Raw genomic sequence first — 24269 nt, 5'->3', positions numbered from 1 at the left:
GCCTCCCCGTCGCTCGCGGTACCCGCCGGCGGGGCGGCGCTCACACGTCCCGGCGGGTGAACGACAGCGCGGCCAGCCCGCCGATCAGCAGCAGCCACACGGCCACCCAGGCGAGGTAGCCGGCGCTCAGCGGGGCGACCCCGAGGAACGGGGAGCCCTCGAACCCGGCGCCCAGGGCGCCGAACGCCGTCGTGTCCTGGAAGGCGTACATGGCGCCGCGCCACAGCCCGTCGGTGGGCAGCAGCACGCGCGAGACCGTGCCCACCTGCGCCACGCCGTCGTTGCCGACCACCTCACCGACGCTGCCGACCACGCCGGCCACCCAGGTGGCGCCGAACAGCCCGACCGCGACGATGCCCGAGGCCATCGGGGAGACGGCGGTGGACAGCAGCAGCGCGAGCGTCATCAGCACCGTCGTCTGCGCGGCGAGCAGCAGCAGCCCGACCACCGGGTCCGGCGGCCAGTAGCCGACCGTGACCTGCACGACGAGGAACTGCGCCAGCCCGGCCACGGCGACGAACCCGCTGCCGAAGGCCACCAGCCCCAGCCACTTGCCGAGCAGCACGGTGCTGCGGCGCACCGGCCGGGCCAGCACGGCCAGCGCCATGCCCGACTCCACCTCGCCCGAGAGCGTCGGGCCGGCCAGGAACGCCGTCCCGAGCGCGGCGATCAGGCTCAGGCCGAACATGACGAGGTTGAGCAGCTGGGAGGCGACCAGCCGCGCCTCGCCGCTGGTCAGCGCCCCGAACTCGGGGTCGACCGACGCCAGCTTGGCGAAGCCCCAGGCCGACAGGCCCAGCAGCGCCAGGGTGAGCACGCCCAGGGCGCGCAGCACCTTGCGGCGGGCCGCCTCGCGCAGCGTCAGCCCGGCGACCGTCAGGACGGTCACGGTCCCTCCTCGTGGCGCAGGATGCCCAGCAGCCGTTCCTCCAGGCTGATCCGCGCCGGCTCGACCGCGTGCACCCGCACGCCCAGGCCCACCAGGTCGGCGACCAGGCCGGGCACGACCGACCCGTCGTCGTCGGCGGGCAGCGCGACGGTGACCTCCTCGCCGTGGCGGGTGACCGCGCCGACCGCGGCCAGCCGGGCCTGCGCCGCGGCGGAGAGGCCGCCCAGGCGCAGCCGCAGCTCCCGCCGGCCGAGCAGCTCGGCGAGCGTCCCGGAGGCGGCCACCCGGCCGCGGTCGAGGACGACCACCCGGTCGCAGACCCGCTCCACCTCGCCGATCAGGTGCGAGTTGAGCAGGACGGCCACGCCGCGCTCCCGCAGGGACAGCACGACGTCGCGGACGTCGGCCCGGCCCAGCGGGTCCAGCGCGCTGGTCGGCTCGTCCAGGACGACGAGCTCCGGGCGGGCGACCAGCGCCACGGCCATCCCCAGCCGCTGCTGCATGCCCTTGGAGAAGCCGCCCACCCGGTCGCCCGCGCGCTCGGCCAGCCCGACCAGCGCCAGGCACCGCCGCTGCTCGTCGTCCGGGACGCGGGCGCCGGCCAGCCGCACGTGCAGGGCCAGCACCTCCGCCGCGGTCAGCCACGGCTGGTACCGGAAGAGCTCGGGCAGGTAGCCGACCCGCTCGCGGGCCCGTGGGTCGCGGGCCCGCCGGCCCAGCAGCAGCACCTCGCCGGCGTCGGGGCGCACCAGCCCGAGCAGCATCTTGATGACGCTGGTCTTGCCCGCACCGTTGGGCCCGAGCAGCCCGAGGACCTCGCCGCGGCCCACCGCGAAGGAGACGCCGTCGACGGCGGTCCGCCGTCCGTACCGCTTGCGCAGCCCGCTGCACCACACCGCCGGCGAGGGCGGCAGCCGGGCGAGCAGCTCCTCCCCGGCGGGGGCGGCGGTGCCGGTGCTCACCCCAGGGTCCGGGCGACGGCGAGGACCTCGTCCTCGTCCAGCGAGCCGGCGACCCCGGTGACCACCCCGTCGGCGACCCACACCACGCCGGTCATCGTGCCGTCGCGGGAGGCCAGGACGGTGGCCTCGTGCCCGCCGACGTCCGCGGTGGACGACGTGGCGAACTCCGCCGGGATCGGCAGCGGCAGCGTCGTGCCGTCGCCGGCGAAGCCCCGCAGCTGCTCCGCCAGCTCCTTGGGCAGCCCCGGCAGCGACAGCAGGTAGTCGCGGGCGGTCTCGAACGGCACCCCGGAGGAGTACGCGGTGGGCGCGGTCACCCGGGCGACGACGAGGGCGGGCACCCCGCGCGCCTCCGACCACACCGCGGCCACGCCCGGGCCGGCGCGCAGCTGGAAGACGCTGCCGTCGAGCCCGGCCGGCGGGGGCGGCAGCGTCTCGCCGGCCGCGGCCGCCGCCTGGGCGGCCCGGTCGGCGGAGAAGGTGAACTCCGCGACCGCCTGGCCGCCCACCGTGTAGGCCGGCTCGCCGGTCACCCCGGCGGGGAGGGAGGCGACCTGCGGCACGTCGAGCCCGGTCGCCGCCTGCGCGGCCGCGGCGTCGGGCACCTCGCGGACGTCGGGGTCGGTGACCAGCCGCAGGTCGCCGTAGGCGGACAGGTCGGGCAGCCCGACGAGGTCGGCGGTGGTGACCGGGACCGCGGCGACCTCCTCGGTGCGGAAGACCTGCAGCCAGTCGCCGGCGGCCGCCGCGCCGGCGCCGCCCAGGACGAGGGCGACGCCGAGGGCCGCGGCGACGGGGCTGCGGACCGCCCGGCGCCACCGCCCGGCGCGGGCGGGTGCCGGAGCCGGGCCCCGGGCGTCGGCGGCGGCGGTCGCGGAGAACCGCCGCCAGGCCAGGTCGACGTCGGGGGCCGGCGGCGCCGACAGGGCCGCGCCGGCGGCCGCGGCGTCGGCGCGGGCGGCGGCCAGGCCGCGCAGGCACTCGGGGCAGCCGGCGACGTGGGCGCGGTCGTCGTCGGGGACGCCGGCCGGCTCGTCGAGCAGGCGGCGCAGCGTGCCGTCAGTGGGGTGGCGCATCAGGGGTCAACTCCTCGCGAAGGGCGGACTCGGCGCGTCGCACGGTCGTGCCGACGCTGCCGGGGGAGAGGTCGAGGGCGGCCGCCACGTCGGCGTAGCTCAGGCCGCTGTGGCGCAGGACGAGCGCGACGGCCTGCCGCCGGGGCAGCCGGGCGAGCGCGGCCCGCACGCGGCTGCGCTCCTCGCGGACGACGACGGTGTCGGCCACGTCGGGGGCGAGCGGCTCCCGGTCCGCCCCGGCGTGCGCGGCCTCCTCCCGCGCTGCGCGGCGGCGGCCCGAGCGGAGGTGGTTGAGCGCGGTGTGGGCGGCGGCGACCGCCAGCCAGCCCGGCGCCTCCGCGGTCGGCACCGACGAGCGGGCCCAGGAGAGGAACACCTCCTGGGCGACGTCCTCCGCCTCGTCGCGCGAGCCGAGCACGCGGGCGGCGACGGCGACCACCCGGGGGTAGCCGTCGCGGAAGACCTGCTCGAGGTCGGCCCGGGGGGCGCCGTCCCTGCCTGCCACGGCCCCGTCCCTCCGCTCGGCGCGCCCCGGCGCGGTCCCGCGAACGCCGGGGGTCCTCAGGGCCACGGGTACCTGCCTGACGACGTCCACATCCCTACAGCACCGCCGCGGCCGCGGATGTGACACCCACCCGCGCGGTGCGCACGGCGGTCGTCGGGGACCCTGACACCACCGGCCCCGGCCGGTACCGTCGGCCCCGTGACCGTTCCACGGGAGCTGGACTCCCCGACCGGTCTGGGGCCGGGGGACCACGTCTGCTGGACCTTCCCCGACGCGACCGGGCTCGCGGCCGCGGTGGTGCCCTTCCTCGACGAGGGACGCCGCCTCGGCGAGGAGCTGCTGCTCGTCGGCGCGTCCCGGCCGGTCCTGCTCACCGCGACCGACGGGCTGCCCGACCGCGACGAGCTGCTGGACAGCGGGCAGCTGCAGCTGCGCACCCTCGAGGACGCCTACGCCGCCGGCGGGGAGCTGGTCCCCGCCGAGCAGGTGCGGCGCTACCGCGACGCGGTGCGGGCGGCCCTCGACGGCGGGCGCAGCGGCCTGCGCGTGGCCGCGGACATCAGCGCGCTGGCCGCCGCCGAGCGGCCCGCGCTCCGGCAGCTGCACGCCTACGAGCAGCTCGCCGACGTGCTCGTGGACGAGGTCCCGATGACCGCGCTGTGCCTCTACGACGACGCGGCGGGCCACGACGTGCTCGGCCCGGTCGCCGTCCTGCACCCGGCGCAGCACCTGGGCGGCCGCGAGCCGCTGGCGCACCTGTCCGGGCGGGGGACGACCCTGGCGCTGCACGGGGAGGTCGACCGGACCGAGGCCGCGCACGTGGCCACCGCGCTGACCGACGTCGCCGGTGGCACCGCCGGCGAGCTGGTGCTCGACCTCACCGACCTGCGCTTCCTCGACGTCGCCGGCGCCCGCGTGCTCGAGGGCGCGGTGCGCGAGCTGGCCGCGCGGGGGACCCGGGTGCGGATGACCGGGGCGCGGCGGGCGGTCCTGCGGTGCCTCGACCTCTTCGGCCTGGACCTCGTCGGCCTGGAGGCCGAGGGGGCGTGAGGACGGTGCGCCCGACGGGGGACTGGAACGGCACGGGCCTGGCCCACGAGGGGTTCGTCTTCGCCGCCGACGCCGAGCTCGTCGACCGGGTGGTGCCCTTCGTGGACGAGGGGCTCCGCCGCGGGGAGCCGGTGCTCGTGGTCGCCGGCGAGCGGGTCCGGTCGCTGCTCGCCGAGCAGCTGGGCGACGACCTCGGCCGGCTGACGACCTTCGCGTCCGCGGAGACGTGGTGGCGGGGCGGGCACGCCACGCTGCAGGCCTACGACCGCGAGCTGCGCGCGCTGCGGGCCCGCGCGCCGCGCTGGCGGCTGGCCGCCGAGCCGGTGTGGTCCGCCCACGACGACGACGGCCGGGGGTGGAGCCGCTTCGAGGCGGTCGCCAACCGCTGCTACGGCGCGCTGCCGTACTACAGCCTGTGCCTGCACGACGCGCAGCGGCTGCCGGCCGCGGCCCTCGCCGCCGTGGCCCGCACGCACCCGCTGACCTGGAACGGGAGCGCGCCGGCACCGCAGCCGGCCTACGCGGACCCGGTGCGCTTCCTGCGCGAGGTGCAGCCGCCGTGGACGCCGCGCCCCGCCGACGCGGCCGTCCACCTGGTCACGACGCCGGTGCAGGCGCGCCGCGCGATGAGCGCGGCGGTGCCGCCCGACCGGCGGGCCCGGCTCGGCGACGTCGTCCCGGCCGGCCACGAGCTGGTCACCAACGCGCTGCGGGTGGCGGCCTTCGCCGAGGTCGCCACCTGGACCGACGCGGACACCCTCGTCGTCGAGGTCAGCGACGCCGGGCCGGGCCTGCCCGACGAGACGCTGGGCTTCGTGCCGCCCGCCGCGGCGGACGGACCGCACGGGATGTGGCTGGCCTGGAGCCTGGCCGACGACGCCGCCGTGCGGTCCGGTCCGGCGGGCACCGCCGTCCGGTTGTACTTCGGCCGCTGAGCCGGGCTCCTGACCCGGGGCTCCTGACCCAGGGGCGGTGCCCGGTGGGGCTCAGTAGGACCGGGGGAGTCCCAGCACCTTGGTCGCGACGAAGGCCTTGACCATGTTGTTCGCCACGGGCGCGACCTGGTACAGGCGGGTCTCGCGGAACTTGCGCTCGACGTCGTACTCGTCGACGAACCCGTTGCCCCCGTGGGTGTCCAGCGCGGTGTTGGCCGCCGCCCAGCTGGCCTCGGAGGCCAGGTGCTTGGCCATGTTGGCCTCGGCGCCGCACGGCTCGCCGGCGTCGAAGAGCCGGGCGGCCTCGTAGCGCATCAGGTCGGCGGCGCGGACCTTCATGTAGGCGTCGGCGATCGGGAACTGCACCCCCTGGTTGGCGCCGATCGGGCGGCCGAAGACCTCCCGCCCGGTGGCGTAGGCGACCGCCCGCTCGACGAACCAGTAGCCGTCGCCGATCGCCTCGGCCGCCAGCAGGATCCGCTCGGCGTTCCACCCGTCGATGACGTACCGGAACCCGGCGTCGACCTGGCCGACGACGTGGTCGGCCGGCACCCGCACGCCCCGGTAGGTGACCTGGTTGGTCGCGTAGTTGAACATCGTGCGCACCGGGGAGACCTCGAGGGTCCCGGGCTGCTCGGCGCACACCTGCCGCAGGTCGAGGAGGAACAGGGTGAGCCCGCGGGTCCGGTCGGCGGCCTTCTCGCTGGTGCGGGCCAGCACGAGGGCCAGGTCGGACTCCGCGATGCGGCTGGTCCAGTTCTTGTGCCCGCTGATGAGGAAGTCGTCACCGTCGCGGGTGGCGGTCGTCTCGATGGCGGTGGTGTCGGAGCCGGCAGCGGACTCGGTGATCGAGAAGGCCTGCAGCCGCAGCTCGCCCGAGGCGATCGGCGGCAGGTAGGTGTCCTTGAGCGCCTGACTGCCGTGCCGCAGCAGGGCGCCCATGGTGTACATCTGCGCGTGGCAGGCGGCGGAGTGCCCGCCGGAGCGGTTGATCTCCTCCATGACCACCGACGCGGCGGTCACGCCCAGCCCCGCGCCGCCGTACTCGGTGGGGACGAGGACCGAGAGCAGGCCGGCCGCGGTGAGGGTGTCGACGAACTCCCGCGGGTAGCGGCGGTCGCGGTCGGTCTCGCGCCAGTAGGCGTCGGGGAACCCGGCGCACAGCGCGCGGGTGCGGGCGCGCAGGTCGTCGAGGTCGGTGCCGGTGGTCGCGGTGTCGGGCACGGGGCCTCCTGGGGTCGTCGGGCCGCTCGAGGGGATCGGTCGGGCACGGGTCCACCGGCCCGTGCGGACGTGCCCGCGCCGCTGGGCGTCGGGACGACCGGCCACGCGCCCGTCCCCCGGCGGCGGTCCGCGGGCCGCCGCCGGGGAACCGCGCCGGCGCGCTCACGTCCGGGGCGGGGGGACCGGCTCCTCGATCCAGTTCCAGCTGTGGTGGCTGAAGAGGGTCTTGTTGCCCCGCGCGTCGTAGATCACGAGGTGGCCGGTGGCGGTGAAGCTGAACCGGGCGGCGTCGTCGAAGCGGATGACTTCGCCGTCGGCTCGGTGGAGGTCGAAGGCCATGTCCGGAGCCTGGCACGGCGGGTGCCGCGCGGCCCTCCGTACCCGCTCCCCCCACCGCGGACGGGGACCCGCCGGATTGAGGATCGGGGTGGTCGGTCGACAGTCGACAGTTATGCTGCGGTCGAGCCTGGGGGTGTCGTGAGCGTCGAGCCGTTGTCGAGTCTGGACCGCAGCACGCTGCGCGAGCGCTCGCTCGAGGCGCTGCGGTCGGCCATCCTCTCGGGCCGGTACCGGCCGGGGGACCACCTCGGCGAGGTCGAGCTGGCCGGCTCGCTGGGCGTCAGCCGCGGCACCGTGCGCGAGGCGCTGCGGCACCTGCAGCAGGAGGGCCTGGTCACCGCCGGGACCCGCGGCATGCTGCGGGTCAACAGCCTGACCCCCGCCGAGGTCCGCGAGCTGTTCCGGGTGCGCGCCGCGCTCGAGGGGCTGGCGGTCCGCGAGGTCATCGCCTCGCCCCGGCGTGCGTCCGCCGCCGAGGCGCTGCGGGCGGCCGTGGAACGGCTCTCCGACTCGGACGAGCCCGCCGCGCGGATGGCGGCGGACCTCGCCTTCCACCTGCTGCTCTGCCAGCTGTCGGGCAACTCCATGCTCGTCGAGGCCTGGCAGCGGCTCGAGGGCCGGATGCGCGTGGCCATCCTCAACGGCGCGGCCCTCCAGGCGCCGATGATGAGCCGCGACCGGCACGTCCCGATCGTCGAGGCCATCGAGCGCGGGGACGTCGAGGCCGCCGTGCAGGTCGTCGACGAGCACATGGCCGGTGCCGCGGACCACTTCGCCCGGGCCTCCGCCTCCGCCTGAGCAAGGACCCCCTGCTCCCCACCGCTCGCGAGCTCGCGGCGGGCCCCTGCAGGGGGCCGCCCGTCCTCTCCGTCCCTCGCCGGCGTCCTCACCTGCGCGGACACAGGTCGCGCGAGGTGACCCTTGACACCATGACCCGCACCACCCACTCTGGTCGCCAGTTGACTGTCAACAGTCAACGCTCAACGGGGTTCCGACGCACACCCGGCCATTGGAGGTCACCGTGACCGAGCGGCATCCACCCGTCCGCGATCCACACCTCGAGGAGGTCGCCAGCTGGCACCCGATCGAGGGCACACCGACGAAGAAGAAGGTCGCCGTCGGCTGCTCCGTCGGGGCGACGATCGAGACCTACGACTTCATCGGCTTTGGCATCGCGGCCGCGCTGTACTTCAACACCGCCTTCTTCCCCGCCGAGGACCCGCTGTCGGGCACGCTGCTGTCCTTCGCCACGCTCGGCATCGGTTTCGCGGTGCGCCCGCTCGGCGGGATCATCGGCGGCTACCTCGGCGACCGGGTCGGCCGCAAGCCGGTCCTCGTCGGGTCCCTGCTGCTCATGGGCATCGCGACGGTCCTCATCGGCGCCCTGCCCACCTACGAGCAGGTCGGCATCTGGGCCGGGATCCTGCTGGTGGTCGTGCGGGTCGTGCAGGGCCTGGCGTTCGGCGCCGAGTGGGGCGGCGCGATCCTCATGTGCTTCGAGCACGCCCCCTGGCGGAAGAAGGGTCTCTACACCGGCATCACCCAGGCCGGGTTCCCGGTCGGGCTGCTGCTGGCCAACCTCGCCTTCCTCGCCAGCGTCCCGCTGGGTGGCTCCTGGGCGTGGCGGGTGCCGTTCCTGCTCAGCGCCGTCCTGATCGTCGTGGGCATCGTCATCCGGCTCAAGGTCGAGGAGTCCCCGGAGTTCGAGGAGCTCAAGGAGGAGGGCGAGCTCTCGAAGAACCCGCTCCTCGAGGTGCTCCGCGACGACTGGCGCAACATCCTGCGGGCCTTCTGCCTGCGGATCACCGAGACCGCCGGCTACGCGGTGTCGGTCACGTTCATGCTGTCCTACATCGCCTCCGAGGAGCTGGCCGACCGGCCGGTCACTCTCACCGCGACCATGATCGCCGCCGGGATCGGCATCGTCGCCACCACCTGCTGGGGCGCGCTCACCGACCGGATCGGGCGGCGCCCGGTCTACCTGCTGGGCACCGCGCTGCACCTGCTGTGGGGCATCCCGCTGTTCCTGGTGGTCAACACCGGCGCCGCGGTGGCCATCGTCGTCGCGTTCGTCGTCAGCTACGCGGTCCTGCAGAACATGCTGGCCGGGGTGCAGGGCGCCTGGTTCTCCGAGCTCTTCGCCACCAAGACCCGCACCACGGGCGCCTCGCTGGCCTACCAGCTCTCGGCCGTCGTCTCCGGCTTCACCCCGCTGATCACCACCGCGCTCTACGCCGGGTACGGCTGGATCGGCCCGGCGCTGCTGTTCAGCGGCTACGGCCTGCTGGGTCTGGTCGCCGCGCTGCTGACCCGCGAGACCTGGGGGCCGGCCGAGCGCGAGGAGGTCGCCGCCCTGGAGCGCAGCCTCCGGACGCCGTCCGCCGTCCCCACCCCCCGTTCCGCGACGTCCGAGCGCCGGCCGACGGCCGACTCGACGACCGACTGACCCGAGGAGGAGCACCTCATGACCTCACTGACCACACCCCAGGCGGCACCCCGCACCGACGACCGCGCCGAGCGGATCGAGCGGATCCGCCAGGCCGCGTACCGGATCCGCCGCAACGCCCTCGACATGGGGGAGGTGCAGGGGCAGGGCTACATCGGCCAGGCGCTGGGCGTCGCCGACGTCCTCGCCGTCGTCTACACCGACCAGCTGCGGTACCGCCCGGAGGACCCGCACTGGCCCGACCGGGACCGCTTCCTGCTCTCCATCGGCCACTACGCCATCGCGCTGTACGCCGCGCTGGCCGAGGCCGGCACCCTCCCGGCCGAGGAGCTGGAGACCTACGGCTCCGACGACTCGCGCCTGCCCATGTCGGCCATGGCCTCCTACACGCCGGGCGTAGAGATCTCCGGCGGCTCGCTCGGCCACGGGCTCGCCGTAGCCACCGGGATGGCCCTCGGGCTGCGCCACCAGGGCAACGGGGCGCGGGTGGTCGACCTGCTCTCCGACGGCGAGCTGGACGAGGGCTCGACCTGGGAGGCCGCGATGGCCTGCGCCCACCACGAACTGGACAACGTCACCGCGATCGTCGACGTCAACGCGCTGCAGGCCGACGGCCCCACCGCCGGCGTGCTGCGCACCGAGCCGGTGACCGACAAGTGGCGCGCCTTCGGCTGGCACGCCGTCCGCGTCGACGGCAACGACGTCGCCGCACTCGTCGACGCGTTCGACGAGGTGCGCGAGCACCGCGGCTCGCCCTCGGTCGTCATCTGCGACACCCGGATCGGCCGCGGCGTGCCGCTGCTGGAGAACCGCGAGAAGGCCCACTTCATGCGGGTGGAGGAGCACGAGTGGCAGATCGCCCGCGACCAGCTGCAGGAAGGACTGGCCCGATGACCGGCACGGCCCCCCGCAAGAAGCTCACCACCTCGGCGATGATCGCCTCGTTCGCCGACCCCGGTCAGCGCACGACCAGCGCACCGTTCGGCCACGCCCTCAACCGGCTGGCCGAGCAGCGGCCCGAGATCGTCGGGCTGTCGGCCGACCTCGCCAAGTACACCGACATGCACGTCTTCCGCGACGCCCACCCGGACCGCTTCTTCCAGATGGGCATGGCCGAGCAGTCATTGCTCGGGACGGCGGCCGGGATGGCGGAGGTCGGGCTGGTGCCCTTCGCCTCCACCTACTCGGTGTTCGCCACCCGGCGGGCCTACGACTTCCTCTGCCTGGACATCGCCGAGCCGAACCTCAACGTCAACGTCGTCGGCGCCCTGCCCGGCCTCACCACCGGCTACGGGCCCAGCCACCAGGCCACCGAGGACCTGGCGATCCTCCGCGGCTGCCCGAACCTGACGATCGTCGACCCCTGCGACTCGGTCGACATCGAGCAGGCCGTGCCGGCGCTGGCCGACGCACCCGGTCCCACCTACCTGCGGCTGCTGCGCGGTGCGGTGCCCACGGTGCTCGACGAGTACGACTACCGCTTCGAGCTGGGCAGGGCCGCCGAGCTGCGCACCGGGCGGGACGTCGTCCTCATCTCCACCGGCCTGATGACCATGCGGGCGCTGCAGGCCGCGGCGCGGCTGGAGGCCGACCACGTCGACGTCGCCGTCCTGCACGTGCCGACGATCAAGCCGCTGGACACCGAGGCGGTGCTGCGGGCCGCCCGCACCGACCGGCTCGTGGTCACGCTGGAGAACCACACCGTGGTCGGCGGGCTCGCCGAGTCCGTCGCCTCGACGCTCGCCTTCGCCGGGGCCGGCACGCGGGTGGTGCCCATCGCGCTGCCCGACGAGTTCCTCGCCGCCGGCGCGCTACCCACCCTGCACGACCGCTACGGCCTGTCCACCGACGCCGTCGTCGCCCGGGTGCGGGCCGAGCTCAGCGGCGCCGCCGGCCCGCGCCCGGCCGCCGACCCGGCCGATGCCCTGGCCGTCGACCCGGCCCCCGCCACCGCCTGACCCCCTCGATCCCCTCGACCCTCCTGGAGGACACCGTGTCCGTCTCCGACAAGACCGCCGTCGTCACCGGCGCCGGCTCCAAGCGCGGCATCGGCCGCGCCACCGCCCACACCCTGGCCGCCGCCGGCTGGAACGTCGCGATCCTCGACCTTGACGAGGCCAGCGCCAAGGACGCCGCCCACGAGGTGGCCGACCGCAACGGCGTCCAGGCCGTCGGCATCGGCTGCGACGTCACCGACGAGGCCTCCGTGGACGCCGCCCTCGGCGTCCTCGCCGGCGCCCTGCCCCCCGTCGGTGCCCTGGTGAACAACGCCGGCATCACCTCGCCCACGCCGTTCCTCGAGGTCAGCGGCGAGGAGTGGGACCGCATCTTCGCGGTCAACATCCGCGGCGCGTTCAACGTGACCCGCCGCCTGGCGCCCGGCATGGCCGAGCGCGGCTTCGGCCGGATCGTCTTCCTCTCCTCGGTCTCGGCCGAGCGCGGCGGCGGCGTCTTCGGCGGGGTGGCCTACTCCGCCGCCAAGGCCGGCCAGCTCGGCTTCACCCGGGCCCTGGCGCGCGAGCTCGGCCCGCACGGCGTGACGGTCAACGCCGTCGCGCCCGGGCTGATCGACACCGACATCACCGGCGGTGCGCTGGAGGGCGAGCGCAGGACCCAGCTGGTCGCGGGCATCCCCGTCGGCCGCAACGGCCGGGTCGCCGACGTGGCCGACCTCATCACCTTCCTGTGCCGGGAGGAGACCGGCTACGTCACCGGGGCCACCTACGACGTCAACGGCGGCTCGCACATCCACTGACGGCCGACGCGACGCGACGGGGTCGTGCCCGGGGGGCGACCCGGGCACGACCCCCGTCGCGTCCTGCTGCCTCAGAGGGCCGCGGCGGCCGTCCGGGCGCGCTCCTGCTCGGCGACGAAGGCGCGGAAGGCCGGGTAGATCTCGGCCTCCCAGCGCTTCCCGGCGAAGACGCCGTAGTGGCCGGCGCCCTCCTGCAGGTGGTGCCGGTGACGCTCCGGGGGGATCCCGGTGCACAGCCCGTGCGCCGCCTCGGTCTGCCCCGGTGAGCACATGTCGTCCTGGGCGCCCTCGACGGTGAGCAGCGCGGTGTCGGTGATGGCCGCCGGGTCCACCCGCCGGCCCCGCCAGGTGAAGACGCCGCGGGGCAGGTGGTGCTCCATGAACACGCGCTGCACCGTCTCGAGGTAGAACTCCGCCGGCACGTCCATCACCGCGCCGTACTCGTCGTAGAAGGCGCGCGTGGTCGCGGCCGCGGCCTCGTCGCCGGCGACCATCGCCCGGTACATCCGCAGGTGGGCGTCCATGTGCCGGCGCGGGTTCATCGACATGAACGCCGTCAGCTGGGTGACCCCGGGGTAGACGCGGCGACCGGCGCCGGCGTGGCGGGCCGGGACCGTGGTGATGAGCAGCCGCTCGAAGCGCGACAGCGAGTGCCGGCCGGCGTTGAGGTTGACCCGGTTGGGGTTGACCCGGGTGTCGATGGGCCCGGCCATCAGCGTGACGCTGCGGGGCTGGGCGGGGTCGTCGGCGGCGGCCAGCACGGCGACCGCGGCCAGCACCAGCGGCGCCGGCTGGCAGACGGCCATGACGTGCGTGTCGCGGCCCAGCAACCGCAGCGCCTGCAGGATGTGGTCGATGTACTCGTCGAGCCCGAACCGGCCCGCGGACACCGGGACGTCGCGGGCGTTGTGCCAGTCGACGACGTACACGTCGTGGTCGGCCAGCAGCGTGCGGACCGTAGGCCGCAGCAGCGTGGTGAAGTGCCCGGAGATCGGCCCCACGACCAGCACCTGCGGCTGGCCGGTGACCCCGGGCTTGGCGAAGTGCAGGACGTCGGCGAACGGCGTCGACAGCGCCGACCCCACGACCACCTCGGCCGGCCTGCCGTCGACCGCCACCGCGTCGATGCCCCAGTCGGGGCGGACGTGGGTGGGCCGGGCCTCGGCCACGATCCGGCAGGCGGCTCGCAGCCGGCGGGGACCGGGCAGCCCGGCCAGCGGGGCCGGCAGTGCCTCCAGGGCCCGCACGGTCAGCGCTGACGACGTCCGGGCCGGAGCGGTCAGCCGCTGCTGCCACTCATAGGCGGTGTAGAGCACAGGTCGGTCCCCTCGGTCGCGCGGGCGTGTGGCCCGCGCCACACCTACCCGACGGTAACCGACGGTTCCGCACCCGGCCTGCGCAGACCCCCTCGTCGGCGCGGCGCGCCGGCAGGGAGGCGCGGGCGGGTCACCCGGCGAGACCGGCGTACGTCGTCCGCAGCTCCCGCTTGAGGATCTTGCCGCTGGCGTTCTTGGGCAGGGCGTCGGCGACGGCGACGTAGCGCGGCGTCTTGAACCCGGCCAGCCGCTCGCGGCAGAAGGCGATCAGCTCCGCGGTGTCCACCGTCTGCCCCTCCCGCGGCACCACCACCGCGGCCACGGCCTCGATCCAGCGCTCGTGGGGGATGCTGAAGACGGCGGTCTCGGCCACCGCGGGGTGGCTGTAGAGGACCTCCTCGACCTCGCGGCTGGCCACGTTCTCGCCGCCGGTCTTGATCACGTCCTTCTTGCGGTCGACGACGGTGATGTAGCCGTCCTCGTCCGCGACACCGAGGTCGCCGCTGTGGAACCAGCCGCCCCGGAAGGCCTCCGCGGTCTTCTCCGGGTCGTTCCAGTAGCCGGCGGTGGCGTGCGGGCTGCGGTGCACGATCTCGCCCTCGACGCCGGGGCCCACCGGCCGGTCGAGGTCGTCGACGATCCGGGTCTCGGCGTTGATGCAGGCCGTGCCGGCCGATCCCGGCTTGCGCAGCTGGTCCTCCGGGGGGAGGACCAGAGCAAGCGCGGACATCTCCGTCTGCCCGTAGAAGTTGAACAGCGCCATCCCCGGCAGCCGGCGGCGCAGCTCCTCGACGACGGCGACGGGCATGATCGACGCGCCGTAGTAGCCCTTGGCCAGCGAGGAGAGGTCCCGCCGGTCGAAGTCGGGGGAGCGCAGCAGCCCGATCCACACCGTCGGCGGGCAGAACAGGCTGGTGATGCCCTCGCGCTCGATCGTCTCCAGCACCGTGGCCGGGTCGGGCCCGTCGAGGACGACGTTGGTGCCGCCGAGGTAGAGGTTCGGGTTGAGGAAGCAGTGCTGGGCGGCGACGTGGAACAGCGGCAGCGCGTGCAGGGCGACGTCGTCGGCGCCGTAGCGGCCGTCGACGATGCAGCTCACGTACTGGGTGACCAGGCTGCGGCTGGTCATCATCACGCCCTTGGGCCGCGACTCGGTGCCGCTGGTGTACATCAGCTGCAGGACGTCGTCATCGGCGACCGGCACGTCCGGCGGCGTGGCGTCGGCGTGCGCCGCCCACGTCTCGACCGGCTCCCAGCCCTCCGGCACCGGCCCGCCGCCGCCGAGCACGCCGCTGTCGAGCACGCCGCGCACCCGCACGTCCCGGTCCCGCCCGGAGAGCTCCAGCGCCTCCCGCGCCACCGGCAGCAGTGCGGACTCCACCACGACGCCGGTCGCCCCGGAGTGCCCGAGGATGTAGGCCACCTCGCCGGCCTGCAGCATGAAGTTGACCGGGACGGCGATCGCGCCCAGCCGCGCCAGCGCGAAGGTGAGCACCACGTAGCCGTCGTCGTTGTGCGAGAGCAGCGCGACCCGGTCGCCCCGGGCCACGCCCCGCGCGGCCAGCGCGTTCGCCGTGCGGTCGACGACCGCGTCCAGCTCGGCGTAGGTGTGGGACCGCTCGCGGTAGCGCAGGGCCGTCTTCCCCGGTGTGCGGGCCGCCGAGCGGCGCAGCAGGTCGCCGAGGGCGTGCCGGCGGGACCGGGCGATCGTCGCGGTCAGGTTCTCGTCGAACACGGTCGTCCCTTCCTCCTGTGGCCCGCTGCGGTCGTACGGGGACGCTCCCGCGTGACCCGGAGCACAAGCTAGTGGGACCTCCGGCCCGTCCGGGAGCTCCGTTCCCCCGTCCGGCGGAGCGACGACGACCGCGCTCGTCCCCAGATGCGGCTCCCGCGTGCGGGACCGCGCCGGCCCGATGGGGGCGGCGGGTGGTCCCCAGCACCGGCCGGCGGCCGGCACGGCCGCGCAGTGCGCGCCGTGGCCGCGGCACCGACGGTGCCCGCCGCCGCGGGATGGCGGACGGTCCGGGTCCGTATCACCGGTAGGTCACGGTCTCGCGTCCTCACCCATCCGTGGCTGACCAGCCGCTTATCGTTCCGCCGCATGTGGTCCCCGTCACCCCAGGTCAGCCCGTGCTGACCGTCGACTCGCTGCAGGTCACCTACGGCGGTGCGGTCGAGGCCGTCCGCGGCGTGTCCATGGAGGTGCCCGACGGCGCCGTGGTCGCCGTCCTCGGCAGCAACGGCGCCGGCAAGAGCACCCTGCTGCGCACCGTGTCCGGGACGCTGCGGCTGCACCGCGGCCGCGTCGACGCCGGCACGGTCCGCTTCGGCGACCTCGACCTCACCCGCCGCGACCCCGGCCAGATCGTGCGGGCCGGCATAGTCCAGGTGCCCGAGGGGCGGCGCGTCTTCGGCCGGCTCACCGTCGAGGAGAACCTGCGCGCCGGCGGGATGGGCAACCGCGACCGGTCGGCCAAGGCCGCGGCCGTCGCCCGCGTGCACGACCTCTTCCCGGTGCTGCGCGAGCGGGCCTCCCAGCGGGCCGGGCTGCTGTCGGGCGGTGAGCAGCAGATGCTCGCCATCGGCCGCGCCCTGATGGCCAGTCCGCGGCTGCTGCTGCTCGACGAGCCCTCCCTCGGCCTGGCGCCGCGCGTCATCGGCCAGATCGGCGAGGTGGTCGCCGAGATCAACCGCCAGGGCACCTCGGTGCTGCTCGTCGAGCAGAACGCCACCATGGCCCTCGGCGTCGCCGACCGCGCCTACGTCCTCGACGTCGGCCGGGTGTCGCTGTCCGGCGACGCCCGGGAGCTGGCGCGCACCGACGAGGTGCAGCGGCTCTACCTCGGCCACACCGGCGCCGCACCCGAGCAGCGGACCGCGCAGGCGCCGCGCCGCACGCTGTCGCGGTGGTCGGCGTGAGCGGCCCGCAGGTGGCCGACGGCGGGGTCCGGTCCGACGTCCCGCCGGTCGAGGTCGAGCACGTCAGCGTCGCCTTCGGCGCGATCAGGGCGCTCAACGACGTCTCGTTCACCGTGGCGCCGGGCTCGATCCACGCCGTCATCGGCCCCAACGGCGCCGGCAAGTCGACGCTGTTCAACGTCCTCTCCGGCGTCTACCGGGCCACCGAGGGGGAGGTGCGCTTCGGCGAGGCCCGGCTCAGCGCCATGCGGCCGTTCCAGATCGCCGGCGTCGGGGTGGCCCGCGCCTTCCAGAACATCGCGCTGTCCGGCGCGCAGACCGTCGCCGAGAACCTCATGCTCGGCCGCCACCACCTCACCCGGGCCGGTTTCCTGTCCTCCGGGCTGCGGCTGCCGCGGGCCACCCGGGAGGGGAAGGTGCACGGTGCGCGGATCCGGGAGATCGCGGAGTTCCTCGACCTCGGCGACAAGCTGCACACCCCCGTGGGCGTGCTGTCCTACGGCGACCAGAAGCGGGTCGAGGTGGCCCGGGCGCTGTGCATCGAGCCGCGGCTGCTGCTGCTCGACGAGCCGGTGGCCGGCATGAACGCCCAGGAGACCGTCCGGATGGCCGACGCGATCCGGGAGATCCGGGCCGGCCTGGGCATCTCGGTCATCCTCGTCGAGCACGACATGGGGATGGTCATGTCCCTGGCCGACCGGGTGACCGTCCTGGACTTCGGCCGCCGCATCGCCGACGGCACCCCGGCGGAGGTCCAGTCCGACCCCGAGGTCATCCGCGCCTATCTCGGCTCGGGCACCGAGGACAGTCCCGCCGACGCGGTCACCGCCCATCCCACCGAGGCCACGGGGAGCCCGTCGTGACCCAGTTCCTGTCCCTGCTGCTCAACGGCATCTCGCTGGGCGCCATCTACGCGCTCATCGCGCTCGGCTTCGTGATCATCTTCAAGGCCAGCGAGGTCGTCAGCTTCACCCACGGCTCGCTGCTGCTGCTCGGCGCCTACACCATCGCCCGGACGTCGGACAGCCTCGGCTTCCTCCCCGCGGTGCTGGCCGGCATCCTCGTCACGGCGCTCGCCGCGTTCCTCGTCGAGCGGTTCATCATCAACCGGCTCCGCGGCGCCCCGGTGATCAGCCTGGCCATCGTCACCATCGGCGTCGACATCATCCTGCTCACCGAGCTCATCCGGCGGATCGGCCCGGACATCCTCAACGTGCCGCACCCGTGGGGCGGCGAGTCGGTGCGCATCGGCGGCATCGGCATCAGCGAGAACCGGCTGATCGCGATGGGCGTCGCCGCGGTGCTCATCGTCGCGTTCTTCGCCGCCTTCAAGTACTCCAGCTGGGGCGTGGCGATGCGCGCGTCGGCCGAGGACGGAGAGGCCGCGGCGCTCATGGGCATCCGCCAGGGCCGGGTCTCCGCGCTGGCCTGGGTGGTCGCCGGCGTCCTCGCCGCCGTCGCCGCGCTGTTCCTCGTCGGCGCCCCCACCCCCGGGGTGAGCGCGGCGGCCTACACCGTCGCGCTGCGCGCCTTCCCCGCCGCGATCCTCGGCGGGCTGGACTCCACCGGCGGCGCCCTGGTGGGCGGGTTGCTCATCGGCATCACCGAGGCGCTCGCGGCCGGCTACCAGGACCAGCTGTCCTTCCTGGGCCGCGGCTTCGGCGAGGTCGCGCCCTACGTCGTGATGATCATCGTGCTGCTGGTCCGGCCCTCCGGCCTGTTCGGGACCAAGGAGCTCACCCGTGTCTGACACCCTGTCCGCGCCGGCCGGCGCCACCCGCCGCCCCCCGGCGGCGTCCGGGTCGGCGGCCCGGCGGTCCCCGGCCCGCTTCCTCAAGCCGCTGCTGCTGCTCGCCCTGCTCGTCGTGCTGCTGGTCCTCCCGCTGTACGTGGAGGAGTTCTGGCTGCGCACCGGCTTCGCCGTCGCCGGGGCGATCGTCGGCGCCATCGGCCTGAACCTGCTGGTCGGCACCACCGGGCAGCTGTCGCTGGCGCACGCGTTCTTCCTCGCCGTCGGCGCGGTCAGCTACACCTACGTCTCCGGCGAGTCCGGGGGCCTCGGCACCCGCGCGGCGCTGCGCGGCCTGGAGCTCCCGCCGGTCCTGGGCATGGTCGTCGGCGTCCTGCTCGCCGGCCTGGCCGGCCTGCTGTTCAGCCCGATCGCGGCCCGGCTGCGCGGCATCTACCTCGGCGTCGCCTCGCTGGGCCTGGTGTTCATCGGCGTGCACGTGCTCAACACCTGGACGCCGGTCACCGGCGGCTTCAACGGCCGCTCGGTGCCGGAGTTCTCGCTGTTCGGGTTCAGCTTCGGCAACGACGACCCGCAGCTCTACGTCCTCGGCGTCCCCTTCCGGGAGGCCGAGCGGCTCTGGTACCTCGGCCTCGTCCTGGCCCTGGCCGCCTACCTCTTCGCCCGCAACCTCCTGCGCAGCCGGCCGGGCCGGGCGCTGCAGACCCTGCGCGACAGCGAGGTGGCCGCCTCGGTCATGGGCGTCAACGTGCAGGCCTACAAGGCCCGGGTGTTCCTCGTCAGCTCGATGTACGCCGGGCTCGCCGGCGTGATGTACGCGCTGTCGATCGGCAGCATCGCCCCGGAGTCCTTCGGCCTGACCGTGTCGATCCTCTACCTGGCGATGATCGTGCTCGGCGGGCTGGGCTCGGTCGCCGGCGCGGCGCTCGGCGCGGCCTTCGTCACCGCCCTGCCGCTGGTGTTCCAGCAGTTCGCCGACGTGCTGCCGCTGGTCAGCGCCCCCGGCGAGGGCGGCATCAACGCCGGCATCGCCGCCCGCTACCTCTTCGGCCTGGCGATCGTCCTCGTCGTCCTCTTCGAGCCCGGCGGCCTGGCCGGGTTCGCCAACCGCTTCCGCCGCCGGGGTCGCAGACCCGGCCGCGGATCCCCGAGCGCCTCCGCGGCCTCGGGACCGAGCACCACCGTCCCCGACCCGTCCGATCCACCAGCGCAAGGGAGCAGCACCACATGAGAGCAGGAATGCGTCTACGGGGGGCCACCGTCCTGGCCGCTGCGGTCGTCGTCGCGGTCAGCGGCTGCAGCACCAAGGCACCGGACAGCGGCGGCAGCAGTGGCGGCGGCGGGGGAGGTGGCGAGGGGGACGTCGCCACCGACGTCGGCGTCGAGGGCACCACCATCCGGCTCGGTGTGCTCACCGACCTGACCGGCGTCTTCGCGGCGCTGGGCACCGACATCACCAACGGCAACACGCTGTACTGGCAGGACAACCAGGTCTGCGACACCTACGACGTCGAGCTCGACGTCCAGGACACGACCTACGCGCCGCAGACCGGTGTACAGCTGTACTCCGGCATGGAGCCCAACATCCTCGCCATGCAGCAGACGATCGGCTCGCCGATCAACACCGCGCTGGCCGCGGACTACGAGAGCGACCAGATCGTCAACTTCCCGTCGGCCTGGGCCCGCACGCTCACCGAGATCCCGGGCACCGGCGTCCTGGGCGCCACCTACGACGTGGAGCTGGCCAACGGCTACCAGTACCTGTTCGACCAGGGGCTGCTGAAGGACGGCGACAAGGTCGGGCACATCTACTTCGAGGGCGAGTACGGCGAGAACGGCCTCGCCGGCACCCGCGCCGTCGCCGAGGCCCGCGGCCTGGAGGTGGTCGAGGCGCAGATCAAGTCCAGCGACCAGGACATGTCCGCGCAGGTCACCCAGTTCGCCGCCGAGGGCGTCAAGGCGATCGTCCTGACCGTCGCCCCCGCGCAGACCGCCTCGGTGGCCGCGGTCGCCCAGGCCCAGGGCCTCGACGTGCCGATCCTGGGCAACAACCCCGTCTTCGCGCCCGGCCTGCTGCAGGGCCCCTCGGCGCAGTGGCTCAAGGACCACCTCTACGTGTCCTCGCCGATCACCGCGTGGGACTCCCAGCCCGACCTGCTGCAGGAGTACCAGGCGGCCTACCCGAACACCACGCCGAGCCTCGGCGCGATCTTCGGGTACGCCATGGGTGACGTCATGAACCAGGTGCTGACGTCGGCCTGCGAGGACGGCGACCTCACCCGCGAGGGCGTGCTCAACGCCTTCGACGACCTCTCCGACGTCGACACCGGCGGGTTGCTGGTGCCGATCAACGGGTTCGAGAACGGGGTGTCGCCGAGCACGCAGAGCATCGTCCTGCGGCCGGCCGACGTCCCCGGCGGCGCCGAGGTCGTGCAGGAGGCCTTCGAGGGCGAGCTGGCGAGCGACCTGGCCGGCTGATCCACCGACCGGCGCCCCCGCCCCACCCGGGAGGGGGCGCCGGTCGCGTGTCCGGGGCCGGCTCAGCGGGCCGGGCGGAGGGCGACCATCAGCCCGATCTCGCCGTCCTGCAGCACCGCGTCGTCCTGGTCGAGCAGGGCGAGACGCCGCCGGAGGATGCCGGCGTCGCCCCGGCTGGTGAGCCGGGTGTCGAGGACCTCGACGCGGCACCGCACGGTGTCGCCGATCCGCAGCGGCCGCCGGAACCGCCAGTCGTCGATGCCCAGCAGCGCGATCGAGCAGCCCTCGAACACCCCGATCCGGGAGGTCAGCCCCAGCGCCACCGACAGCCCGAGGACGCCGTGCGCGATCCGCTCGCCGTAGCGGCCGGAGCCGGCGGAGACGGCGTCGGTGTGCACGGGGTTGGTGTCCCAGCTCCAGCCGGCGAAGGTCACCACGTCGGTCTCGGTCACCGTGCGCGCCTGGCTCTCGAACACCTGCCCGGCGGAGAAGTCCTCGAACCAGTGGGTCACCGCGCCACCTCCTCTCGGGTCACCGCTCCCGGACGCGGACGAGCACCCGCCCGACCGCGCGCCGCTCGTCCAGCTCCCGGATCGCCCGGGCGGTCTCCTCCAGAGGGTGCACCGCCCCGATCGGCGGGTCGACCACCCCGGACTCCAGCAGCGGCAGCAGCTCGCTCCAGTGCTGCCGGGGGAGGTCGGGCTCGGCGCGCCAGAACTCCGCCGAGGCCGCCCCGACCACGGTGGTGTTGGACAGCAGCAACCGGTCAACCCCGACCGTGGGGATGGCGCCGCCGGTGAAGCCGAGCACGAGCAGCCGGCCCTCGGGGGCCAGCGCGCGCAGCGAGTCGGGGGCGCGGTCCCCGCCGACGGGGTCGACGACGACGTCCACGCCCCGCCCGCCGGTCAGCCGGCGGACCTCCTCGAGGAAGCCGTCGGCCGGCACCACCTCGTGCGCGCCGCAGGCCCGCGCGACCGCGCCCCGCGCCGGGCTGGACACCACCGCCACCACCCGCGCCCCGGCGACCGCGGCGAGCCGGCAGGCGGCGCCGCCCAGGCCCCCGGCGGCGCCGTGCACCAGGACGGTCTCGCCCCGCTGCAGCCGTGCGCGGCGGGAGAACGCGAAGTGCATCGTCAGGTGGTTGAGGGGCACCGCTGCCGCGGCGTCGAGGGACACCGTGTCCGGCAGCGGGAAGACCATGGCGGCGTCGACGGCGACGGTCTCGGCGAAGCCGCCGAGGGTGGGCAGCGCCGCCACGCGGTCACCGGTCCGGAAGCCGCCGGCGTCCGCGCGGACGACGCCGCTGACCTCCCAGCCCGGGACGAACGGCAGCGGCGGCCGCAGCTGGTACTCCCCGCGGGTCTGCAGCACGTCCGGGAAGACGACCCCGGCGGCGTGGACGTCGACGAGCACCTGGCCCGGGGCCGGCTCGGGCTCCGGCACGTGCCGGACCTCGACGGCGTCCGGTCCGGTCAGGGCGGTGACCACCGCGGCGCGCACGGGACCACCATGCCGCCTCCGGGGCCGGTCGGCGCGCCCTGGGCCCCGGACGGGACGGCGGATCGGGCACGGATCGCGGTCGTCGGCCCGCCGGGGCCGCGGCGTGTGCGCATCCCGCGGCCCCGGCCGGTGCGGCCCCGCCGCGCCCGGAGGGTCAGGCGGCCAGCGGGTGGTGGTGGCAGCGGCCGCCGGAGGAGGGACGTGCCGCGCAGGGCGCACCGGCCCGGGTCCGGCCGCCGCTGTCCCCGCACCGGGCCGGCGCGGCCGGCCGCGCCGGGCGCGCGGCGGCCGGCTCCGGGTGCGCGGCGGGGGCCGGCCGGGTGAAGGGGAGGACGACGGCGTCGCGGTCCGGGACCGCCACCGCGCCGGCACCGGGGACGGCGGTGACAGTCGGGGCTGCGACGGTCGGGGCGGTGACGGCCGGCGCGCCGCGACGGGCGGCGACCCGGCGCAGGGCCGCCGAGGCGGTCACGCCGGCGGTGAAGGCAGCGAGGGCGGTGGCGACGTGGGTGGCGACGTGGCTGGAGCGCATGCCCGTCTCATCGGCAGTCCGGGGCCCGGGTGGAACGGCCCGGTCTGCCAGCACGTTCGCGGTGCCGCCCGGTCCGGCGCGTGCCACGCTGGCCTCCCGGACGCCCGCCTTCCCCCGCCAGCCCCGTGACCGCACCGGGCGCCCGGTCACACGGAACGAGGCCCGCCCTTGGACGTCGTCGAGCTCTCGCGGTTCCAGTTCGCGTCGACGAGCATCTTCCACTTCTTCTTCGTCTCGCTGACCGTCGGCCTGGCGTTCCTCATCGCGGTGATGGAGACGATCGCCCACGTCCGCGCCGACCGGCGCGACGTCTACGGGAAGATGACCAACTTCTTCGGTCACCTGTTCCTCATCAACTTCGCCGTGGGCGTCGTCACCGGGATCGTGCAGGAGTTCCAGTTCGGGATGAACTGGAGCGAGTACTCCGACTTCGTCGGCAACATCTTCGGCGTCCCGCTGGCGCTCGAGGTGCTCATGGCGTTCTTCCTCGAGAGCACCTTCATCGGGCTGTGGTGGTTCGGCAAGGACCGGCTGCGGCCCTGGATGCGGCTGGGCAGCATCTGGCTGGTCGCGATCGGCACGCAGATCAGCGCCTTCTGGATCGTGCTGGCCAACGCCTGGATGCACCACCCCGTCGGGTACGAGGTGGTCGACGGGCAGGCCCGGCTCACCGACTTCGCCGCCGTGGTCTTCAACTACAAGGCCTGGCTGTACTTCGCCCACGTGCAGGGCAGCGCCTGGGTGGTCGCCGGGTTCTTCGTCCTCGGCATCAGCGCCTTCCACCTGCTGCGCCGGCAGGACACCGACGTCTACTCCCGGTCGCTGCGCGTCGGGCTCGTCTTCGCCGCCATCGGCACCGTCTTCTCCATCGTGAGCGGCCACACCGAGGCCCAGGTCGCGCGCGAGGACCAGCCGATGAAGTTCGCCGCGATGGAGGCGCAGTGGGAGACGTCGGACTCACCGGCGCCCTGGTCGCTGGTCGCCGTCATCGACGAGGAGGAGCAGGAGAACTCCTTCAACATCGAGATCCCCATCGTCGGGTCGGTGCTGGCCTACAACAGCCTCGAGGGCCGCTACGAGGGACTCATCCCGCTCAACGAGCAGTACCAGGAGGCCTACGGCGAGGGGGACTACATCCCGCCGGTCACCTGGGTGTACTGGTCGTTCCGGATCATGGTCGCCATCGGGTCGCTGCTGCTGGCCACGGCGTTCCTCGGGCTGTTCCTCTGGTGGCGGCGACGGCAGGGGCTCGACACCACCCGCTGGTACCTGCGGGCGCTGGTGCTGTTCATCCCGCTGCCCTGGATCGCCAACTTCACCGGCTGGATGGTCACCGAGATGGGCCGCCAGCCCTTCATGGTCTACGGCGAGCTCACCACCACCGAGGGCGTCAGCGCCAACAGCCCCGGCGAGGTGCTCGCCGGCCTGATCGGCCTGTGGGTGGTGTACCTCGCGCTCATCGGCCTCGACGTCTACCTGCTCAGCGTCACCGCCCGGGCCGGCATCCACCGCAAGCCGGAGGCGCAGCTGGTGGCCGCGCCGGCCCCGGACTACGAGAGCGTCGGGCACCAGGGGTACGAGAGGAGGAACTGA

Annotated in this window: 24 protein-coding genes; 13 read left to right on the top strand and 11 right to left on the bottom strand. The window is 74.7% G+C overall.

Going from position 1 to position 24269, the window contains the following annotated elements; all coding sequences use genetic code 11:
* Nucleotides 1-40 precede the first annotated feature (40 nt).
* Genes ACU616_RS22750 through ACU616_RS22735 form a run of 4 tightly spaced genes read right to left on the bottom strand, consistent with a single transcriptional unit; the run spans nucleotide 41 to nucleotide 3432 of the window.
* Complete coding sequence (locus ACU616_RS22750; RefSeq protein WP_446760686.1) at nucleotides 41-889, bottom strand: ABC transporter permease; 849 nt, start codon at nucleotides 887-889, stop codon at nucleotides 41-43.
* Nucleotides 886-1851: an ABC transporter ATP-binding protein gene (locus ACU616_RS22745; RefSeq protein WP_446760685.1), complete on the bottom strand. Its 966-nt coding sequence runs from the start codon at nucleotides 1849-1851 to the stop codon at nucleotides 886-888. The genes ACU616_RS22750 and ACU616_RS22745 overlap by 4 nt, the downstream gene beginning before the upstream one ends.
* Nucleotides 1848-2927 carry a hypothetical protein gene (locus ACU616_RS22740; protein WP_446760684.1) on the bottom strand — a complete coding sequence of 360 codons (1080 nt, stop codon included), beginning with the start codon at nucleotides 2925-2927 and terminating at the stop codon, nucleotides 1848-1850. Before ACU616_RS22740 ends, ACU616_RS22745 begins: the two co-directional genes overlap by 4 nt.
* Nucleotides 2911-3432 (bottom strand): sigma-70 family RNA polymerase sigma factor, encoded by a 522-nt coding sequence (locus tag ACU616_RS22735; protein WP_446760683.1) that lies wholly within the window; start codon nucleotides 3430-3432, stop codon nucleotides 2911-2913. Before ACU616_RS22735 ends, ACU616_RS22740 begins: the two co-directional genes overlap by 17 nt.
* A 198-nt stretch (nucleotides 3433-3630) precedes the next feature.
* Here ACU616_RS22735 and ACU616_RS22730 point away from each other — a divergent pair, with 198 nt between their 5' ends.
* Together ACU616_RS22730 and ACU616_RS22725 are read left to right on the top strand one after the other, a co-directional pair.
* Nucleotides 3631-4482, top strand: a complete 852-nt coding sequence (locus ACU616_RS22730) for an MEDS domain-containing protein (protein WP_446760682.1) — start codon at nucleotides 3631-3633, stop codon at nucleotides 4480-4482.
* Nucleotides 4479-5417 carry an anti-sigma factor RsbA family regulatory protein gene (locus ACU616_RS22725; RefSeq protein WP_446760681.1) on the top strand — a complete coding sequence of 313 codons (939 nt, stop codon included), beginning with the start codon at nucleotides 4479-4481 and terminating at the stop codon, nucleotides 5415-5417. Before ACU616_RS22730 ends, ACU616_RS22725 begins: the two co-directional genes overlap by 4 nt.
* A 51-nt stretch (nucleotides 5418-5468) precedes the next feature.
* Here ACU616_RS22725 and ACU616_RS22720 read toward each other — a convergent pair whose 3' ends face one another.
* Nucleotides 5469-6641, bottom strand: a complete 1173-nt coding sequence (locus ACU616_RS22720) for an acyl-CoA dehydrogenase family protein (protein ID WP_446760680.1) — start codon at nucleotides 6639-6641, stop codon at nucleotides 5469-5471.
* 162 nt (nucleotides 6642-6803) lie between these two features.
* Entirely contained in the window at nucleotides 6804-6980 is a 177-nt protein-coding gene (locus tag ACU616_RS22715; protein ID WP_446760679.1) for a hypothetical protein, read from the bottom strand.
* Between the two features lie 138 nt (nucleotides 6981-7118).
* Here ACU616_RS22715 and ACU616_RS22710 point away from each other — a divergent pair, with 138 nt between their 5' ends.
* From ACU616_RS22710 to ACU616_RS22690, 5 genes are all read left to right on the top strand, one after another.
* Nucleotides 7119-7778, top strand: a complete 660-nt coding sequence (locus ACU616_RS22710) for a GntR family transcriptional regulator (RefSeq protein WP_446760678.1) — start codon at nucleotides 7119-7121, stop codon at nucleotides 7776-7778.
* A 223-nt stretch (nucleotides 7779-8001) separates the two neighbouring features.
* Nucleotides 8002-9426: an MFS transporter gene (locus ACU616_RS22705; protein WP_446760677.1), complete on the top strand. Its 1425-nt coding sequence runs from the start codon at nucleotides 8002-8004 to the stop codon at nucleotides 9424-9426.
* 18 nt (nucleotides 9427-9444) lie between these two features.
* A complete protein-coding gene (locus tag ACU616_RS22700) occupies nucleotides 9445-10320 on the top strand; it encodes a transketolase (RefSeq protein WP_446760676.1) in 876 nt (291 codons plus the stop codon).
* Complete coding sequence (locus tag ACU616_RS22695; protein WP_446760675.1) at nucleotides 10317-11384, top strand: transketolase family protein; 1068 nt, start codon at nucleotides 10317-10319, stop codon at nucleotides 11382-11384. The genes ACU616_RS22700 and ACU616_RS22695 overlap by 4 nt, the downstream gene beginning before the upstream one ends.
* A gap of 35 nt (nucleotides 11385-11419) precedes the next feature.
* Nucleotides 11420-12181 (top strand): SDR family NAD(P)-dependent oxidoreductase, encoded by a 762-nt coding sequence (locus tag ACU616_RS22690; RefSeq protein WP_446760674.1) that lies wholly within the window; start codon nucleotides 11420-11422, stop codon nucleotides 12179-12181.
* A 71-nt stretch (nucleotides 12182-12252) separates the two neighbouring features.
* On the opposite strand, the gene phaZ is transcribed toward ACU616_RS22690, so the two are convergent.
* Together phaZ and ACU616_RS22680 are read right to left on the bottom strand one after the other, a co-directional pair.
* Nucleotides 12253-13497, bottom strand: a complete 1245-nt coding sequence (gene phaZ, locus ACU616_RS22685; protein ID WP_446760673.1) for a polyhydroxyalkanoate depolymerase — start codon at nucleotides 13495-13497, stop codon at nucleotides 12253-12255.
* Between the two features lie 130 nt (nucleotides 13498-13627).
* Nucleotides 13628-15232 (bottom strand): acyl-CoA synthetase, encoded by a 1605-nt coding sequence (locus ACU616_RS22680; RefSeq protein ID WP_446760672.1) that lies wholly within the window; start codon nucleotides 15230-15232, stop codon nucleotides 13628-13630.
* A gap of 395 nt (nucleotides 15233-15627) precedes the next feature.
* Between ACU616_RS22680 and ACU616_RS22675 the strand changes: the two genes are divergently transcribed.
* Genes ACU616_RS22675 through ACU616_RS22655 form a run of 5 tightly spaced genes read left to right on the top strand, consistent with a single transcriptional unit; the run spans nucleotide 15628 to nucleotide 20644 of the window.
* On the top strand, nucleotides 15628-16416 hold the full coding sequence (locus ACU616_RS22675) for an ABC transporter ATP-binding protein (RefSeq protein ID WP_446760671.1): 789 nt from the start codon (nucleotides 15628-15630) through the stop codon (nucleotides 16414-16416).
* Nucleotides 16413-17279 carry an ABC transporter ATP-binding protein gene (locus tag ACU616_RS22670; RefSeq protein WP_446760670.1) on the top strand — a complete coding sequence of 289 codons (867 nt, stop codon included), beginning with the start codon at nucleotides 16413-16415 and terminating at the stop codon, nucleotides 17277-17279. The genes ACU616_RS22675 and ACU616_RS22670 overlap by 4 nt, the downstream gene beginning before the upstream one ends.
* Nucleotides 17276-18166, top strand: coding sequence for a branched-chain amino acid ABC transporter permease (locus tag ACU616_RS22665; protein WP_446760669.1), 891 nt, complete (start codon nucleotides 17276-17278; stop codon nucleotides 18164-18166). The genes ACU616_RS22670 and ACU616_RS22665 overlap by 4 nt, the downstream gene beginning before the upstream one ends.
* Nucleotides 18159-19397 (top strand): branched-chain amino acid ABC transporter permease, encoded by a 1239-nt coding sequence (locus ACU616_RS22660; protein WP_446760668.1) that lies wholly within the window; start codon nucleotides 18159-18161, stop codon nucleotides 19395-19397. Before ACU616_RS22665 ends, ACU616_RS22660 begins: the two co-directional genes overlap by 8 nt.
* Before the next feature lie 8 nt (nucleotides 19398-19405).
* A complete protein-coding gene (locus ACU616_RS22655) occupies nucleotides 19406-20644 on the top strand; it encodes an ABC transporter substrate-binding protein (RefSeq protein WP_446760667.1) in 1239 nt (412 codons plus the stop codon).
* Nucleotides 20645-20706: 62 nt separating this feature from the next.
* On the opposite strand, the gene ACU616_RS22650 is transcribed toward ACU616_RS22655, so the two are convergent.
* The 3 genes from ACU616_RS22650 to ACU616_RS22640 form a co-directional block, all read right to left on the bottom strand.
* Complete coding sequence (locus ACU616_RS22650) at nucleotides 20707-21156, bottom strand: MaoC/PaaZ C-terminal domain-containing protein (protein WP_446760666.1); 450 nt, start codon at nucleotides 21154-21156, stop codon at nucleotides 20707-20709.
* A 19-nt stretch (nucleotides 21157-21175) separates the two neighbouring features.
* Nucleotides 21176-22144: an NADPH:quinone oxidoreductase family protein gene (locus ACU616_RS22645; RefSeq protein ID WP_446760665.1), complete on the bottom strand. Its 969-nt coding sequence runs from the start codon at nucleotides 22142-22144 to the stop codon at nucleotides 21176-21178.
* Between the two features lie 154 nt (nucleotides 22145-22298).
* Complete coding sequence (locus ACU616_RS22640; protein ID WP_446760664.1) at nucleotides 22299-22676, bottom strand: hypothetical protein; 378 nt, start codon at nucleotides 22674-22676, stop codon at nucleotides 22299-22301.
* 168 nt (nucleotides 22677-22844) lie between these two features.
* Between ACU616_RS22640 and ACU616_RS22635 the strand changes: the two genes are divergently transcribed.
* A complete protein-coding gene (locus tag ACU616_RS22635) occupies nucleotides 22845-24269 on the top strand; it encodes a cytochrome ubiquinol oxidase subunit I (RefSeq protein WP_446760663.1) in 1425 nt (474 codons plus the stop codon).

It is taken from the genome of Geodermatophilus sp. URMC 62 (assembly GCF_052931475.1).
The sequence above is the reverse complement of the archived record's forward strand: the minus strand, read 5'-3'. Positions and strand labels throughout refer to the sequence as shown.